Origin of the sequence: Weissella cibaria, assembly GCF_004521965.1 — a bacterium.
In the GTDB taxonomy this organism is placed as follows: domain Bacteria; phylum Bacillota; class Bacilli; order Lactobacillales; family Lactobacillaceae; genus Weissella; species Weissella cibaria_A.
Genome location: NZ_SDGK01000054.1, coordinates 34,408 through 52,248, shown reverse-complemented (window position 1 = coordinate 52,248; position 17,841 = coordinate 34,408). Strand labels below are relative to the sequence as shown.

The following is a 17,841-nucleotide window of genomic DNA, read 5'->3' as shown; positions in this document are numbered from 1 at the left end:
GCCGTCCTTTTTTGTAGGAGTAGAGGATGATGGAAAAAGGACGATTAGAAGCATTTAGTGATGGAGTTTTCGCAATTATCATTACGATTATGGTATTGGATTTAAAGATACCATCGCATGGTAATTGGACGGCGATTATGAATGATGCCTGGATGAGCACCTTTTTAGCGTATTTGGTGAGCTTTATTATTACTGTGAGTTTTTGGGTTAGTCACCATCTGATTATCAGCAACTTAAAGAAAGTTGATAGTGGGTTGCTCTGGATTAATGTATTGACACCGTTACCAATGTCATTGGTGCCGATAACGACTGCCTGGTTTGGTGAATTTCCAAATAGTGTTGCGCCAAGTGTGACTTATGCGTTAGTTTATGTCTTATCGGTGGGAGCGTTGTTCAACTTAAGCACATCGTGTCGAAGCACCTGGCAAATCTAGTTGTACAAAAGCGGATGCGACGGGTGAATCGTAGTCGAATTGGCTTGATTACAATTGAATTAATCGGCACTGGGTTGGCTTTTATTTGGCCACTAGTCACCGGCGGGATAGTCTTGGTTGTTCGAGTGGTTGACTGTTTTTACGGGCAGTCGTTCACGTTAGAGCGTTGGAAGATTTGTAAGGGTAAATTTCTGATAGAATATTAACAAACGGGTCATTTCTGTTTGATCAATAATGCTGATACGCACGAAAGATGGAGGTATAGACCATGGCAACACCGGATACAAGAACGGGTCGTAATTTTATGAAGACTGGCCAAGGCATGTATGATTTCGCAAAAAGTCACAAGGTTGCTGGCTGGCCATTACTGTGGAAGCCAATGGGCTGGTTAGGACGTAAGCATTTCAGAAATATTGAGAGCTCGTTGGCTGATGATGAAACGGTTGTGGTGGCCTTTTTAACTAAAATGGCTGGCTTGACGGATGCTGGTGAGCCAACCGGCCACTATAAGTGGTATGCTTTTGCGCTTGGTGATTCAGGAACGCTGTATTTTGCACATTGGCGCCCATTCCATTTGGATTCATTACGAATGACTCTGGATCAAGTGAATACGATTAATCCAGATACGGGTTTAATTCGAGGACGCCTACAAATTCAAACGTTGCAAGGCACCCAAGATTTGACACTGAAGTGGTTTGCACCGCAAATTCGGCGGATTTATGATTTGTTGAATAATGAAAAGCACACATATGACAAACTCCGTCACAAGGTTGACTTAGATGGTTAATGCGTGGTAAGGTTACACCAATAATTTAATATCTTCAGGGCAGGGTGAAATTCCCGACCGGCGGTAAGCTGCAATGCAGTAAGTCCGCGACCCGCGAATGCGGTTGACATGGTGTGATTCCATGACCGACAGTAAAGTCTGGTATGCAGAAGAACTTATAAATTGACTGGTAATGGTCGGTTTTTTTACGTCGCCCTGGCGTGAAGAAACCGGCCTTTTAATATGCCAGGTGGAGGATTTGTTTCATGAACAAGACGCGTCGGTTAACGGTTATCGCCTTATTGGCGGCCATTTCGTTTGTATTAATGGTATTTCCACAATTCCCATTAATACCTGGTGCAACTTTTTTAAAGATTGATTTTTCGTTTGTGCCGGTTTTGATTGGTTCACTCATGCTTGATCTAAAGAGTGGTTATGCAATTTTAATTTTACGCTCACTATTGAAGGTGCTTTTAAATAATTCGGGTGTGAATGACTACATTGGGTTACCAATGAACATTGTCGCGATGGGCGTTTTACTGACGGTCATTATGTTGATGGTGGGACACCGTGAGTTGACCGTTAAACGCTTTATCGCGGGATCCATCTTGGGAACAGTTGGATTGACGTTGGCGATGGTCATCTTGAATTATGTTTATGCGGTGCCGTTGTATGCGATGTTTGCTAATTTCGATATTAAGGCAACGATTGGTCTAGGGACATATTTGCTTTGGATGGTAATTCCGTTTAACTTGATTGAAGGCGTCATCCTAACGGCAGTGGCCGGTCTGGTCTTTGTTGCTTTGCGACGTGTCATCACGAACACTCATTCTCAATTAAATTAATTTCAATGATGGTTTGTCATGTTGTTGGGTAGAACCTGCGCTATGACCGGCCACTTTATCCTAAATTGCTTGCACGACTGATATTTCTTCTTTAAACTGAGTAGAAAATAGTGAGAGGTGGTCAAGCAGTTGACAAATGATTTCTTGATCACCCTGTTTTCGGCAGATGAACCTCGCCGACACAGGGTGATTTTTGGTTTATTGAAGCGTCAAGCAACGGTGTCAACGGAGTATTGGGGTCTGCGTTATGATTTATTGCAAATCTCGGGTTTGATGCCTCGATTAGATAGGGCAGCTTTTGATCAGCGTATTGCAACGTTGGTAACTGAGGGGTTACTGTCCGAAGTGACAGAAGGCCAGTACGTGTTGACTGCAGCCGGTCAGGCAGCGCAAACGGCATACCAAACCGCGCATTACGTGCCCGAGCACTTAGCTGTTTTGCTCAAGTATGACGTACTGACATTTATGCAAGCTTTTTGGCTAGCAAACCAGGTCGTCTCTGAGGTCGCATACGAAAATAAGAAGTATTATCCTTTGCAAATCGATCCGCGCACAATGCTGGCGGTGAAGCAATGGTACGCAAATATGAATTCGCCACGCCTGGTTGCCACTTGGGCTATAACAATTCAGCGTTTCTTACAGCGTCGGCCACAAGCGGATGCTGATCGTTTGGTTGCCACATGGGTCGGTCACAACACACCAGGCTTCAATTTTGAACAACTTGGCTTCCCAGCACCCTGGACGGATGAAGATTTTTATTTCTGGCAATTAGATCAGTATGCTATTTGGTCTGAGGAACTACAACGCGGGGCGAATACTCCCTTAAAACTGTTGTGGGATTCAGTTGCACACCGGCCTTTGTTGCCAAACAGCGTACAAGCGTCATACAACGGTGTAGTCGCAGGACGTCCAATGGACGAAATGGTGAAGAGCCGTCGCTTGAAAGTTGGGACAATCCGTGAGCATTTATTAACGGCGGCTATTTGGCTACCAATTCGTGATTTTCCTTATAAAAACTACTTAACGCCAGATGTTGTGAGTTACTTTGAAGAAAAATTGGTTGGCCCAATTGAGGAATGGGAATTTACAACGGTGCGGACTTCAGATGATCCGCGTGAGTTCTTCTTGTTCCGTTTATATGAAATTTACTTAACCAAAATGGAGGTGGCTGCTCGTGGATAAGGAAGCATTGACCGCCGTATTGACTGACAAGTTTGGTTTTACCAGCTTTAAGCCGGGTCAAGCAGAGGTGTTGGAAGCGTTAACCGCTGGTAAAAATACATTGGCGATGTTGCCAACTGGTGGTGGTAAGTCACTTATTTATCAAATGATGGGTAATCTGCGCGAAGGGTTAGTTGTTATCGTGACACCATTGCTGTCTTTGATGCAAGACCAAGTGGCCCGTTTGAATTATGCGGGTGAGTCTAAGGTGGTTGCGTTAAATTCAACACTGCCACAAGATGCACGCCGTACGATTTTGCGGGGCTTGAACCAATACAAGTTTTTGTTTGTGTCTCCTGAAATGCTTGGTCAAACGGTGGTCCAATCAGCTTTACGGAAAGTGAAGATTAATTTGCTGGTTGTTGATGAAGCACACACGATTGTGAGTTGGGGACCTGATTTTCGGCCCGACTATCTGGCTCTGCCACAGGTTCATCAGAAGCTTGGCCAACCACAACTTTTGTTATTAACGGCGACAGCAACTCCTCAAATGATGTCAAATATCACATCACCATTTGGGTTAGTACCAGAAGATTGGTTTATTTATCGGCAATCAGTGGATCGTCCAAATATTTATTTGCACACTGAGCAGCTAGATAACGAAAGTCAAAAGCATGAACGCTTGGCTGAATTAGTGCGGCAGTTGAAAGGACCAGGGATTGTTTACTTTTCGAGTCGTAAGCTAGCGACTTTAATGGCCGAATGGTTGCGTGAGACAACCGGCCAACGTGTGGCTGCTTACCATGCGGGATTGGATACAATGTCGCGTTACCGCATTCAACAACAGTTTATGTTGGGACAAATCGATGTGATTACAGCAACATCAGCCTTCGGTATGGGAATTGATAAAGACGATGTTCGCTATGTCATTCACTATCATTTGAGCAATGACTTAGCAAATTATTTACAAGAAATTGGACGTGCCGGGCGTGATGGCGAGCAATCAGCGGCTATTTTGTTGTATGTGCCCGGTGATGAAACGATGCAATTTCATATGATCGATAGTACAATTCCAACGCGTGAAGTGATTTTTGGTTATCTTGAAAAGCGCTTTGGAACAGATGAAATCGGTAAAGATAAGGCTAATTTGTTAGACTTTTACACCAAGCAAGGACTAACGGCAGATCAAATTGCAGACATGTTTAATGAGCGTCGGCAACAACGTCAGGCTGATTTGGCGCGTTTGGTTGGGTATGCTAAGTCACCGTCTGGTCTCCGCGCGACGTTACTAACGCACTTTGGGGATGAGACGATTGGTGCAGCAAACACTGAGTCGGTCGGCGCACATGATTGGCACCCTGAAGAACTTGCGTTAGTTGCGACGACACAGGATGAACAACCAGTTGGTGTGACGGATTGGCGTACGCAAGTGGCAAAACTTTTTAATTTAGGTTAAGGAATGGGTGTGACACTAAATTTTGATGAGCCATTAGTGTAGACTAAGGTGTAATCAAAAGAGAAGTAAGGAGACCAATCATGACCGAGAAAAATAATGAACAGCAGCCATGGGAAGCGTCTTTTAAAGAAGACACGCCTGAGCAATACTCACGTACACAAAATCGACGTAAGTCACAACGTGTCAGCATGGTTGTTGGAATTTTGGTATTGATTGTGATTGCTCTGTCATTTGTGCCCGTTTACAAGTATTTGCAAGCGTTGAATAAGCCGGTAGATGCGACCACTAACACGGAATTGCCAGCTGCATCATCAACTAAGACCACGACGACTACAAGCAAAGTAACGGAAACGGCTAAGTCAGAGTCACGGGCAAAGCAGGCAGCCACACAGGCATCAAAAAAGGCAGCAAAGGCAGCCAGCGAAAAAGCAGCTAAAGAAGCCGCAGCATCGTCTAAGGCGGTTGCTGAGTCTGAAAGCGTTGCGAATGCTGAGACAAGTAGCATGAGTTCTGAGGAGGCATCCTCGTCATCAGCTAGTTCGTCATCAGCGTTATCTTCTTCATCAGAAGCTGATGAGGCAGGAAGTGTAAAATTCGAATCAGGTACTTTGTACAGTTTTGCTGTTGCGAATGGGACAACCCCTGAAGCACTTTACTCGTTGAATCCAGGTTTAACGGCGGCAAATTATTCGAGTTACTACGGACAATCGCTAAAAGTGAAGTAAAAATAAGGAGACACAATGATCATGTGTCTCTTTTATTTTGTTCTGAAATAGCGTACAATTAGTTGTTAAATTAACGAGTGAGGAACTTACTGAAATGAATCCGATTCAAATTGCGATTGACGGGCCTGCATCAGCAGGTAAGTCAACGATTGCCAAAATTTTGGCATCAGATTTAAACTTTGTGTATGTTGATACTGGTGCTATGTATCGCGCAATTACACTAGCTGCTTTTCAGGCTGGCGTTAAGTCAGAAGATGAAGCAGGGGTCACAGCATTATTACCAGACCTAACGATTACTTTTGAACCAGGTGAACCTGTGCAACGGGTTTTCTTGAATGGCACAGAAGTGACCGAAGCTATTCGTTCTGTTGAAGTGACAGCCAATGTTTCAGCAGTCTCAGCGTATGCGGCTGTTCGCGAAGCAATGACCGATTTGCAACGCGACATTGCGGCTAAGGGTGGCGTTGTGATGGATGGCCGTGATATTGGTACAACTGTCTTGCCAAATGCGGAAGTTAAGATTTTCTTGATTGCATCAGTTGCTGAACGTGCCCAACGTCGTTTTAAGGAAAACCAAGCCAAGGGCATGGACACAACGTTGGCTGAGTTGGAAGTTGCGATTGAAAAGCGTGATTATCTTGACTCACACCGCGAAATTTCACCACTCAAGAAGGCTGACGATGCAGTTGAACTAGATACAACCGGTTTGTCAATTGATGGTGTTGTGGCAGCAGTCAAGGATATCATCGCGACAAAAACAAACAAATAATATAAATTAGTAAAGAAAGTTGGCCGTGACTACTAGTATTTTATAAAAGGATTAGGTATAATAGTTACTAGAGTCGTGTGACCAGGAGGATATATTGTAATGAACGAAGAGAACAACGAGCTATTGGCAGCTCTTGACAGCGTAGCCGAAGTTAAAGTTGGCGATGTAGTTAAGGGTGAAGTCTTGGCAATTGACGATGCTCGTCAAGTTATCGTAGGTATCGAAGGTGCCGGTGTTGAGGGTGTTATCCCAATGCGCGAATTGACGGCTGACCGTGATGCTAACGTTAATGACCTTGTCAAGGTAGGAGACGTTTTGGATTTGGTAGTGGTTTCAACTATCGGTTCTGACAAGGAAGGTGGATCATACCTATTGTCAAAGCGTCGTTTGGAAGCTCGTCGTGCTTGGGAAGAAATCGCAAGCAAGCACAATGTTGATGACATTGTGGAAGCACCTGTAACGCAAGTCGTTAAGGGTGGATTGGTTGTTGACGTTGAAGGTGTACGTGGATTCGTACCTGCTTCAATGATCGAGAACCGTTTCGTGCAAGATTTGAACCAATACAAGGGTCAGACTATTCGCGCGAAGATTATTGAGATCAACGCTGCTGACAGCCGCTTGATCTTGTCACGTCGTGATGTTTTGAACGAAGAGCGTTCAGCAGCATTGGCACGTGTATTCAACGAATTGTCAGTTGGTGATGTCGTTGAAGGTAAGGTTGCCCGCATGACTAACTTCGGTGCATTCATCGACCTTGGTGGTGTAGACGGATTGGTACACGTATCTGAAATCTCACACGAGCGCGTTTCACAACCTTCAGACGTTTTGTCAGTTGGTGAAGATGTTAAGGTTAAGGTTTTGGGATTGGATCCTGAAAAGGAACGTATCTCATTGTCAATCAAGGCTACGCAACCTGGTCCTTGGGAAGCTGCTGCTTCAGAAGCTCCAGAAGGAACTGTTTTGGAAGGTACTGTTAAGCGCGTTGTTGACTTTGGTGCCTTTGTTGAAGTATTCCCTGGTGTTGAAGGTTTGGTTCACGTTTCACAAATCTCACACAAGCACATCGCTAACCCAAGTGATGTTTTGAAGGCCGGTGACAAGGTTAAGGTTAAGGTTTTGGAAGTAAACCCTGATAAGCAACGTTTGTCATTGTCAATCAAGGCTTTGGAAGAGGCTCCTGCTCGCGAAGAAGGTCAATCAAACAACGATCGTCCTCGTCGCCAACGTCGTCCTCGCCAAGAACAAGCTCCAACTAACTACTCAACTTCAGAAGAAGAGGGTTCAGCTACGTTGGGTGATGCCTTTGGAGATATCTTCAAGGACTTCAACTAATCAGCTTTTAATAGCTTAAAAAATTAAGCGTGTGTTGGGTTGTCCTAACGCACGCTTAATTTCGTAAATGGGCTATTTTTTGTGCTGGTCACACGATAACAGACACATGCTGTATTAAACAGTATAATCGAAAATAGTAATGAACACGTCGGCCGCTTCGGTGCGCTGACAGAAAAGAGGGTAACATGGGATTTCCTGTTGTGGCCGTTGTCGGCCGCCCAAACGTCGGTAAGTCAACTATTTTTAACCGTATTGCTGGTGATCGTATCTCAATTGTTGAGGACACGCCAGGCGTTACGCGTGATCGTATTTATACGCGCGCAGAATGGTTGACCCGCGAATTTCGTCTGATTGATACCGGTGGAATTGACATGGCTGATGAGCCATTTATGACGCAGATTGTTCAACAAGCTGAGATTGCGATTGATGAAGCTGATGTGATTGTTTTCATGGTTTCTGCGCAAGAAGGTTTAACAGAAGCTGATGAACGCGTTGCAAAAATTTTGTACCGTTCAAAAAAGCCAGTCGTATTGGCCGTTAATAAGGTCGATAACATTGAAATGCGTTCAGAAATCTATGAGTTCTATGCGTTGGGATTTGGTGATCCATTCCCAATCTCAGGTTCTCACGGAACTGGGTTGGGAGACTTGTTAGATCAAGTTGTCTCACACTTCCCAGAAACGGACACCGAAGCTGATGATGATTCAATCCGCTTCTCATTCATTGGACGTCCCAATGTTGGTAAGTCATCACTTGTTAATGCCATCCTGGGCGAAGAACGTGTCATTGTTTCTGATATCTCAGGAACGACCCGTGATGCCATTGACACGCGCTTTACATCTGCTGACGGTGATGAGTTTGTCATGGTTGACACTGCTGGTATTCGTAAGCGTGGTAAGGTCTATGAATCAACTGAAAAGTATTCAGTGATGCGCGCAATGCGTGCAATTGATGATTCCAACGTTGTTTTGATGGTTTTGAACGCTGAAGAAGGTATTCGTGAGCAAGACAAGCACGTTGCAGGCTATGCGCACGAAGCTGGTCGTGCCATTATCATCGTGGTTAATAAGTGGGATACGCTCGAAAAGGACAATCACACGATGTCTGACTTTGAAAATCAGATTCGTGATGAGTTCCAATACTTGTCATACGCACCAATTATTTTCGTTTCAGCCAAGACGAAGCAACGTTTGAACAAGTTACCTGAGTTGATTAAGCAGGTTAACGAAAACCACCAAAAGCGTGTGCAATCTGCAACGCTGAATGAAGTGATTATGGATGCGTTAGCTTTGAACCCAACCCCAACGGTCAATGGTAAGCGTTTGCGTGTTTACTATGCGACACAGGTTGCCATTCAACCACCAACTTTTGTGGTGTTTGTTAACGATCCAGAATTGATGCACTTCTCTTACGCGCGATTCCTTGAGAATCAAATTCGTAAGTCATTCGACTTTACAGGAACACCAATTCACTTGATTAAGCGTGCTCGTACGTAAGCAAGTGAGCAAAAAGCACCGGTCCGTTCGGATTTGGTGCTTTTTCGTTTTTTGTACGCAAAATGATGACAAAACATGAATTTTTGTTGAAAAAGGCTGAAAAGCGCGCTGTATCAACGTTTTAAGCAAACAATCGCTTGTTAAGGTCGGGTAACTATGCTATTCTAAATATCGAAATAAGGGAACAACGAGTTTCATTTCGTACATTGGGAATCCCAATCAGCTACTAAGCAGGAGGATATTAACATGGCTAACAAGCAAGAATTGGTAAACGACGTTGCAACGACAACTGGTTTGACTAAGAAGGACGCAACGGCAGCAGTTGATGCTGTCTTTGCATCAATCCAAGATACTTTGGCAAAGGGTGACAAGGTACAATTGATTGGTTTTGGTAACTTCGAAGTTCGTACACGTGCAGCTCGTAAGGGTCGCAACCCACAAACGGGTGAGGAAATTGAGATCGCTGCATCAAAGATTCCTGCCTTTAAGCCTGGTAAGGCCTTGAAGGACGCCATCAAGTAATTTAAAACCTGTAATACTGGTATTCACGGTGATTCGTGGGGCCTAAAAGGTTGATAATATGGAAAGAGTGAATGATGATATTCACTCTTTTTATTTTTTCATACATTCTCATAAAATTATGTGCTAAACTTAATTTTATTGATATCAATGTGGAGGTATGGCAGATTGAAACCAACAAAAATGTTGACGATTGCAGGTTCGGATGTTTTGGCTGGTGGGGGCATTCAAGCCGATTTAGCAACGTTTAATGAATATGGTTACTTTGGGCTTAGTGCTATCACCAGCATTGCGACTGTCACGCCAGATGATTTCACCATTCATCCCGTGCCGATTGCCATTTTAGCAGCCCAGCTTGACGCCATTTTTGCGATTGATGATATTGCTGGTGTGAAGGTTGGCTTGCTACCGACCGTTGCGCACGTTAAACTGGTTGCGAAGTATTTAAAAGAGTATGCCAGTCACCTACCAGTTATAATTGATCCGGTGATGGCTTTTAAAGAGACAAACACGACGAATGTCAATGAACTGGTGAAAGCCATTCAAACAGAATTATTGCCGTTGGCGACCATTACCACACCGAACTTAGTTGAAGCAGAGTTGTTAAGCGGTCGACCGATTAAAACAGCCGCAGATATGACTGAGACAGCTCGTATCATGCAGCAAATGGGCGCCAAATCGGTCGTGGTGAAAGGTGGTAAGCGTTTAGCCGGCCAAGAAGCAGTTGATGTTTTAGTGGCGGCTGATGGGCTGAAGACCTTTAAGACAGAAAAGGTGGCCAATGCCTACAATAATGGGGCTGGTTGCACGTTTTCTTCTGCGATAGCTAGTCAGTTAGCTGCTGGGGCAACAACGGCGCATGCAGTTTCAGATGCAAAAGCATTTGTGTATGAAGGTATCAAACATGGGGTACCGTTAAACGACGCGTTGCCGGTTGGTAATGTTTGGCAGGCCGCGAGACGTTTGAGTGAGGAACAATAAAATGAAAACGAAACAATTAACCATCGCGGCCGTGATTGTCGCTATCAATATTGTCTTAAGTTATGTCGCCAAGATACCGACGCCAACAGGCTTTGTGTCATTGGTGGAAACTGGTATTTTTATCGCAGCTTGGCATTATGGGTCAAGAACCGGCGCAATGGTCGGTGGGTTAACGGGTTTATTGCTTGATTTGCTTGCTGGCTATCCCCAGTGGATGATCTTTTCATTACTTATTCACGGTGGTGAAGGTTGGGTGATTGGTAAGTATGGGTTAAATCCTTCGATTGGGAAGCGCGTCTTCGGCAATTTCTTAGGCGGTTTGGTGATGGTCGTTGGGTACTGGTTAGCCGGTTCATTCTTAATCTGGTTGAACGGTGGTGCAAAAATGCAGCTTGGCCCAGCCTTTTTGGCGGGACTAGCCGATGTGCCAGCTAACATCATGCAAGTATTGGCCGGATTTATCTTGGCTTTGTTGCTGAGCGTACCGTTGCGCAAGATTTTGATGCCTAAAAGTCACTAACTTTGCAAAGTAACAAAAAAGTCACCGGATTGAGACGTCTGGTGGCTTTTTTCATATCTGAAACAATGGTATGCTAGATACCTTGATTTAAAAGGTTTAGGAGCGGGTACATGAGTAAGAAACAAGTTTTACCAACGGGCATTGCATTAGCGGCAAGTGTCATGCTGATCGGATTAATTATGCGGTCGCCAATTACAACATTGCCATTGATGTTGTCACAAATATCGCAGGAATTAGGTGTTCCTAGCGGTCAGTTAGGTATATTAACAACGATTCCATTGGTGATATTTTTATTAATCTCAAACTTTGCATCCAAAACAATGGCTGTGTTTGGCCTTAAAAAAGCATTATTCTTGTCAATTGCAAGTATTTTTCTGGGGACGGCACTGCGACTAGTTGTGACGATGCCAACGATGTTGTTGGGCACGGTGTTTGTGGGAATTGGTATTGCCCATTTGAATGTCTTTATGCCTTCATTTGTGGCTGCTTATTTTTCACATAAAGTTGGGGTCTATACATCGCTCTACTCACTCACGATTATGGTAGGTTCAGCCGCGTTTAGTTTGTTAACTGCACCGGTTGTTGCGATGTTCGGTTGGCATGCCGTGATGTGGTTGCTGGTGCTATTGCCAGCAATTGTCTTGGGCTTCTGGTTCTATACGGCACGGTTGGTGCCAGAAAAAGTGAAAGCAACCGCGACTGAAAAACAAAACGTAGCGCCTAAGAAGCGTATTTGGGCCAATGTACGGGCTTGGCCTTTCTTGATTGTTTTTGGGATTCAGGCCACGATTAATTACACGGGAGTTGCTTGGTTACCAACGATGATGGCTCACCATCACGTGTCAGCAGGGGCAATTTCAGTTATTATGTCGTTTTACTCATTTATCGGTATGCCAATTTCGATAATCGTACCAAACATTCTTGTTCACATGCGTCGTCGTGGGACGATGATGGCAATTGCTATTGCGGGTGCGCTGTCGCTGGCTGGGGCAGTCATGTTGTTTAATCAGGATACGTCATCGCTGGTATATTGGTGGACATTAACCGTCTTGATTGGTTTTGCGACATCGTTCTTCTTCCTTTACACGATGACTATGTTTGCTGCAAAGACGGATTCACCAGTTGAAACTGCGCGACTATCCGGAATGGCTCAGGCCGGTGGCTACTTCATGTCTGCGTTTGGGCCAATGCTTTACGGGATGGCCTTTACGGCAAATCCAGCTGGCGAAATTCAGAATATTGTTTATCTAATTTTGGTGGTTTTGATGATTGCAGCCGCATTGTTGATGGCGGCAACGAAACATTTATTTAAAGCATAAAGGTAACGGCTGTTGTTCGGTGGAGAACGATGGCCGTTTTCGGTATAATGAAATTATTAAAACTTTGGAGGATGATATGGCACGTAAAGTCGGAATTATCGGGTTGGGGAACGTCGGTAGTGCAGTGGCACACGCGTTAATTGCACAAGGGGTTGCAGATGATTACGTATTTATCGACGCAAACGAGCGTAAGGTAATGGCGGATCAACTGGACTTCCAAGATGCGATGGCTAATTTAGAAATGCATGGTAATATCACAATTAATGATTGGTCAGTGTTGGAAGACGCGGATGTTGTGATTTCGACGTTAGGGAACATTAAGTTGCAACAGGACAATCCAAGCGGTGATCGATTTGCGGAACTAAAGTTTACGAGTAGTATGGTGCAATCGGTGGGGACCAATTTAAAAGAATCGGGCTTTAACGGGGTTCTGATTGTGATTTCAAACCCGGTCGACGTTATTACCGCATTATTCCAGCAAGTTACTGGCTTTTCAACACACAAGGTGATTGGTACGGGAACCTTGCTAGACACGGCGCGTATGCAACGTGCTGTGGGCGAGGCGTTGGACTTGGACCCTCGTTCAGTATCCGGTTATAACTTAGGTGAACACGGTAATTCGCAATTTGTCGCGTGGTCAACGGTGCAAGTGCTTGGTCAGCCAATTGCTAAGCTGGCCGATGCTGGTGATATTGATTTGGCCGGTATCGAAGCCGAAGCGCGTAAGGGAGGCTTTACCGTGTTAAACGGCAAAGGTTATACGAGTTACGGTGTCGCAACGACTGCGGTTCGGATTGCAAAAGCTGTGATGGCTGATGCGCACGCAGAATTAGTGGTTTCGAACCGACGTGATGATATGGGCATTTATTTGTCATACCCGGCGGTGATTGGCCGTGACGGCGTGTTAGCAGAAGCTAATCTAGACTTAACAACTGATGAGCAAGAAAAGCTATTAGCATCACGTGACTGTATCCAAGAAAAGTTTGACGAGATTGTCGACACATTGTAAGACACTGAAAGGTGACCCAAACAAGCGGTGCGTGTTTGGTCGCCTTTTTCATTTGAGAAATGAGAGACACATGAAATTATTACATACAGCTGATTGGCACATCGGTAAAGAATTAGGTGGCTTCAGTTTGTTATCAGAGCAGGAAGCTGCTTTTAAAAAGATATTAGACATTGCGATTGCCGAAAAAGTCGACGGGGTCATTATTGCTGGCGACCTTTATGATCGCGCGATTGCATCGACACAGGCAGTGACGGCCTTGGAGCGGATGCTGAAAGAAATGAATCTGACCCATCATTTACCGATTTACGCAGTCTCTGGGAACCACGATGGTGCGACACGTTTGGGAGCGGGCCATGAGTGGCGTGAGCAAACCGAGTTATTCCTAAATACAACGCTAGCGGGTGCATTTAAACCAGTGGAAACACCAGAAACGCAAATTTATTTACTACCATTTATTGAACCGACAACCGCACGTGTTTATTATCAAATCCCAGAAGACGAATTGGCGGCGTACCAAAGTATTGAACAGGTTATGAGCCGGATTGTGCAAGATATGGTGGCGACGTTTGATCCACAAAAGCAACATATTTTGGTAACCCATTATTATGTGACAGGCGCAGGCAATGCGGATTATGAATTTACCAGTGAAACGAATTCACGCGTCGGTGGATTAAAGGGGATTACTGCCGACCAATTTTCGGCATTTGACTATGTGGCATTGGGACACTTGCATTTACGCGAAGCTAGTCCAACCACAACAATTCAATATGCTGGCTCACCTGTCAAATTCAATACCAAGGAAGCGCAAACTGAGAAGGGTGTCTTTATTGTCGATATTACATCTGACGCGGTTCACACAACTTGGTACCCAATTACACCGACCAAAGATTTGATTGTCCTATCAGCACCGTTTGAGACCTTGATAAATCCTGAATTTTATCAACAGTATGCTAGAAACCACGCCAATTTTTTTAGTATTCGTATTCAGGGCGTTGCACACACAACGAATGCACGTGCAACCTTGGTTGACATTTATGGGGATGTCGTTGAAGTACAGTATGACTTACCTGCACTCACGATGGTTAATCAGGTTATTCCAAAAGTCGTTGCCGAGGATGTGTCCGATGATGATTTGATTGCGACCTTCTACCAAGAAGTCACACAAGAATCACTAACCGCAGCGCAAGAACGTGTTATCGCAGATACACTAGTACAGTTACGCCAGCAGGAAGAGGGATAAAGATGCGTCCAATTAAATTAGCGTTACAATATTTTGGGCCCTATGAACAAACGACGGTCGATTTTGAGCGTTTTACAGAATCGAAATTGTTTTTGATCACTGGCGATACCGGTGCCGGTAAAACAACAATGTTTGATGGAATGACCTACGCCTTGTTTGGGGAAGGGACCAGTGAACGTAAGCCAGAGGAAATGCGCAGTGAATTTGCGCCCACAACAGCAGAAACGGTTGTGACTTTTTGGTTTGAGCACAACGGGCGGTACTATCGAATTAGTCGCAAACCGACGCAACAATTAAAGAAAAAGCGTGGTGCGAAATCAGACGATGATACCACTGAACGCAAAGCCGAAGTGTCATTGACTGAAGTTGATGAAACTTTGCAAGTGCCTATTGCAGCGATGGGTGAGAAAATTCCGGTTGTGCGGGATGCGATTCAAGAATTATTGCATCTGAATGCAGACCAATTCCGTAAAATCATTTTGTTGCCACAGAATCAATTCCGTGAATTTTTGGCCGCCCAGAGCGATGATAAGATGACCATTTTGCGGAGTCTATTTGGTACGGAAGTTTTTAATCAATTCACAGAGTCGTTGAAGGAACAACAAAAAGACACGTTAAAACAAATTACGAATCTTGAGACCCAACGAGATGTGGCGTTGTCACAAATTTCGTGGGATGATCCAGCAATTGCAGAAAGCGTACCGACGGCCGTTGAGAAAATTAACGCTTTAACTGTTTATATTGCGCGGTCAACAGACATAGTGACGACCCGAGACACCGAAAAGACGACGGCAACTATGGCCGTTGCGCAATCGCAGGAACGGGTGAAAGTCGCCGAACAATTAAATCGTGAATTTGAGTTGTTGGCTGAAAATACGGCTAAGCAGCAACAGCTTGATGAACAAGCCGAGCAAATTAATGAGCAACGGCAGCAAGCAACGCTATTGCAGTGGGGAACCCAACAGCAAAGCATCGTGAATGATGTGACGCGATATGAAGAACAACTAGCGCGGGTTGCGACTGAATTAACACAGTTGGCGATACGCGAAGCCACTACAACCAATAGCCTGTCAGTGGCGATGGCTACTAAAGCGGAACTTTTAACACAAGCAGCTGATATCAAAACTGCTGAAGCACGTTTGACAAGAATTACACGAACTTTGTTGCCTAATGCGCAGCGTCTGGCAATGCTGATTGCGCAAGCAACTCAGTTGGCCCAGCAACGGCAAACGCTACAAACTAACGAAGCCCAGTTAACGGCCGAATTGACTGAATTAACTGCCAAGGAAGTTGAGCTACAAACGTCTTTGGCGAAAGTAGCGTCTGTTTCAGCATCGCGTGAGCAATCGTTGGTTTTTACTGCCCAAGCTGATGAGCTACAACGGACTGATGAACGATTGCAACAGACTGAAAAAAAGGTCGCGCAACAGGCTGAGAATTTGATGCAGGTGACACGTAAGTTAGATACGGCTAAAGCTAATCTGCAGGATGTCATTTCGATGCGTGAAGCGAAGGCGACATTACGCCGGGAACTCATGATTAAACAACTTCACAGTGAATTGAAAATTGGTGAGGCTTGCATGGTTTGTGGTCAGATTTATACTGGCGAGGGAGCTGACCCGCACGTTGGTAGCACCTCGTATGCTGAAATTAAGGTGGCTATGGCGGCTGTTGATGAGGCTGAGACTGCCGAGCAACAAGCAATCGCGACTGAAGCAAGTTTGACGACGGACGCCACACAAACCAAACAACAATATGATGCGTTGGCAAAGCAACTTATGTCAGAACGAGACGGATTTGCTCGTGAGTATAATCAATTTTTCACAGCATGGGCAACCGTGTTTCCAAACAATTTGTTGCCAGATACGTATGATACGTCAACCGTACAGACTGTCATTTCACAAGTACGCCAGCACCTATCAGATCAGGTCACTAAACAAGAACACCTGACAGAGACATTAGCGACTATGACGGAGGATATTGCATTTGTTAAGACTAATCTAGCACGGACGCAAACGCAATTATCGGGCATTACGACGCAGATGGCTGGAAATGACAGTGAGCAAGACGATCTGAATTCGGACGGTCAGCTTACAACAGTCAGTGATTATGAGGTCGAACAACAGGCGTTGTCTGAAAAAATTGCGATCCATCAACAAGCTGTCCAGATCGCTGACGAGAAAATTCGCTCTGCTGAACAGACGCAGGCAGAACTTTCGCAGCGACGGAGAGTCCTAAGTCAAGAGCAAGAGACGTACCAAGCGGCATTAGATGGGGCAAAGGGTCGTCTCGGTGTTGCGATTACTGACGGTCCGGTTGCGGATGAACGAGCGTTTAAGGTATTGTTAGCACGCCTTCAGAATCAACCGGATGAATTAATCCAATTAGAACGGCAAATAGCTGCTTATGACACGCAACGTGAGACGGTCGCGACAGCCATTGCGCAGAGTCAGACGTTAACTGCTGGCCAAGAACGGCCCAATTTGTCACAGTTACAAGCTGAATTGACGCAAAAGCAAACTGCTTTAGCTGAAGCAACCGAAAGTTTAAATAAAGCAGAATGGCTATTGGAGGCTTTGCAACAGCAACAGACTACAATTTCGAAATTGCAAACAGACATTGATGCCATTACAGCAAAGTCGGCTGATTTGATTAAATTGACTCAGGTGGTCGATGGTAATAATTTGTTACATCTTCGTTTGGAACCTTATGTATTACGTAGTTTCCTGTATGAAGTTTTAAGTTATGCGAACGAACACTATATTGGTACTTTATCAGGTGGTCGATACCAATTTGTGCTATCAAGTCGACAGGCAGGACGAGCGAACCAGAATGGGCTAGATATTGATATCTATGATCAGGATGGGGGTAAGGTCCGGTCGACAAGTACGTTGTCAGGTGGTGAATCATTTATTGCAGCGTTGTCGATTGCGCTGTCGATGGCAGAGATTGTGCAACAACGGGCTGGTGGTGCCAAAATTGATGCACTATTTATTGATGAAGGATTTGGTTCATTGGACAGTAACACATTGAATCAGGCCTTGGAAGCGCTCTCGATGGTCGAGCAAAGTGGTCGCTTGATTGGTGTCATTTCGCACGTGGAATCAATGAAACGCCAAATTCAGCAGCAGATGGTTGTTACGAAACTCGGGGATGGACGCAGTCGTTTGACATATAGAATGGTCTAAACCAATGAAACCGCTTTACCGGAATTTCTAGAACAAACGCATTGCTTTTGTTAATGAATAGGGGAATAATGGTCTCTCAGA

The 17,841-nt window shown here is 44.8% G+C and carries 16 protein-coding genes and 1 riboswitch; all 16 genes read left to right on the top strand.

All coding sequences use genetic code 11. The annotated features are described in order from the left end of the window. Window positions 1-26 precede the first annotated feature (26 nt). The 16 genes from EST42_RS07230 to EST42_RS07155 all read left to right on the top strand — a co-directional run bounded on the left by EST42_RS07230 (window position 27) and on the right by EST42_RS07155 (window position 17,760). Window positions 27-434, top strand: coding sequence for a TMEM175 family protein (locus tag EST42_RS07230; protein ID WP_245150431.1), 408 nt, complete (start codon window positions 27-29; stop codon window positions 432-434). 268 nt (window positions 435-702) lie between these two features. Next, window positions 703-1,221, top strand: a complete 519-nt coding sequence (locus EST42_RS07225; RefSeq protein WP_134644851.1) for a hypothetical protein — start codon at window positions 703-705, stop codon at window positions 1,219-1,221. A gap of 26 nt (window positions 1,222-1,247) precedes the next feature. Further along, window positions 1,248-1,379: riboswitch (FMN riboswitch) on the top strand. 87 nt (window positions 1,380-1,466) lie between these two features. Beyond that, window positions 1,467-2,045, top strand: a complete 579-nt coding sequence (locus EST42_RS07220) for an ECF transporter S component (RefSeq protein ID WP_134644850.1) — start codon at window positions 1,467-1,469, stop codon at window positions 2,043-2,045. A 129-nt stretch (window positions 2,046-2,174) separates the two neighbouring features. Then, the gene (locus EST42_RS07215) at window positions 2,175-3,227 is read left to right on the top strand and encodes a YpbB family protein (RefSeq protein WP_245150430.1); all 1,053 of its coding nucleotides are present in this window, start codon (window positions 2,175-2,177) and stop codon (window positions 3,225-3,227) included. Further along, a complete protein-coding gene (locus tag EST42_RS07210) occupies window positions 3,220-4,662 on the top strand; it encodes a RecQ family ATP-dependent DNA helicase (protein WP_134644848.1) in 1,443 nt (480 codons plus the stop codon). Before EST42_RS07215 ends, EST42_RS07210 begins: the two co-directional genes overlap by 8 nt. Before the next feature lie 80 nt (window positions 4,663-4,742). After that, window positions 4,743-5,387: a LysM peptidoglycan-binding domain-containing protein gene (locus EST42_RS07205; protein WP_134644847.1), complete on the top strand. Its 645-nt coding sequence runs from the start codon at window positions 4,743-4,745 to the stop codon at window positions 5,385-5,387. Window positions 5,388-5,481: 94 nt separating this feature from the next. Continuing rightward, window positions 5,482-6,156, top strand: coding sequence for a (d)CMP kinase (cmk, locus tag EST42_RS07200; RefSeq protein ID WP_134644846.1), 675 nt, complete (start codon window positions 5,482-5,484; stop codon window positions 6,154-6,156). A 99-nt stretch (window positions 6,157-6,255) separates the two neighbouring features. Further along, the gene (gene rpsA / locus EST42_RS07195; protein WP_010371718.1) at window positions 6,256-7,488 is read left to right on the top strand and encodes a 30S ribosomal protein S1; all 1,233 of its coding nucleotides are present in this window, start codon (window positions 6,256-6,258) and stop codon (window positions 7,486-7,488) included. Window positions 7,489-7,673: 185 nt separating this feature from the next. Further along, window positions 7,674-8,984, top strand: a complete 1,311-nt coding sequence (der, locus tag EST42_RS07190; RefSeq protein WP_043707484.1) for a ribosome biogenesis GTPase Der — start codon at window positions 7,674-7,676, stop codon at window positions 8,982-8,984. Window positions 8,985-9,230: 246 nt separating this feature from the next. Next, a complete protein-coding gene (locus EST42_RS07185) occupies window positions 9,231-9,506 on the top strand; it encodes an HU family DNA-binding protein (protein WP_010371713.1) in 276 nt (91 codons plus the stop codon). Window positions 9,507-9,686: 180 nt separating this feature from the next. After that, a complete protein-coding gene (locus tag EST42_RS07180) occupies window positions 9,687-10,484 on the top strand; it encodes a bifunctional hydroxymethylpyrimidine kinase/phosphomethylpyrimidine kinase (RefSeq protein WP_425335779.1) in 798 nt (265 codons plus the stop codon). A 1-nt stretch (window position 10,485) separates the two neighbouring features. Continuing rightward, on the top strand, window positions 10,486-11,004 hold the full coding sequence (locus EST42_RS07175) for an ECF transporter S component (protein ID WP_010371707.1): 519 nt from the start codon (window positions 10,486-10,488) through the stop codon (window positions 11,002-11,004). 110 nt (window positions 11,005-11,114) lie between these two features. Then, window positions 11,115-12,323: an MFS transporter gene (locus EST42_RS07170; protein WP_134644844.1), complete on the top strand. Its 1,209-nt coding sequence runs from the start codon at window positions 11,115-11,117 to the stop codon at window positions 12,321-12,323. A 76-nt stretch (window positions 12,324-12,399) separates the two neighbouring features. After that, window positions 12,400-13,332, top strand: coding sequence for an L-lactate dehydrogenase (locus EST42_RS07165; protein WP_134644843.1), 933 nt, complete (start codon window positions 12,400-12,402; stop codon window positions 13,330-13,332). 70 nt (window positions 13,333-13,402) lie between these two features. Next, on the top strand, window positions 13,403-14,572 hold the full coding sequence (locus EST42_RS07160; RefSeq protein ID WP_134644842.1) for an exonuclease SbcCD subunit D: 1,170 nt from the start codon (window positions 13,403-13,405) through the stop codon (window positions 14,570-14,572). Between the two features lie 2 nt (window positions 14,573-14,574). After that, a complete protein-coding gene (locus EST42_RS07155; RefSeq protein WP_134644841.1) occupies window positions 14,575-17,760 on the top strand; it encodes an AAA family ATPase in 3,186 nt (1,061 codons plus the stop codon). The last annotated feature ends 81 nt before the right edge of the window (window positions 17,761-17,841 follow it).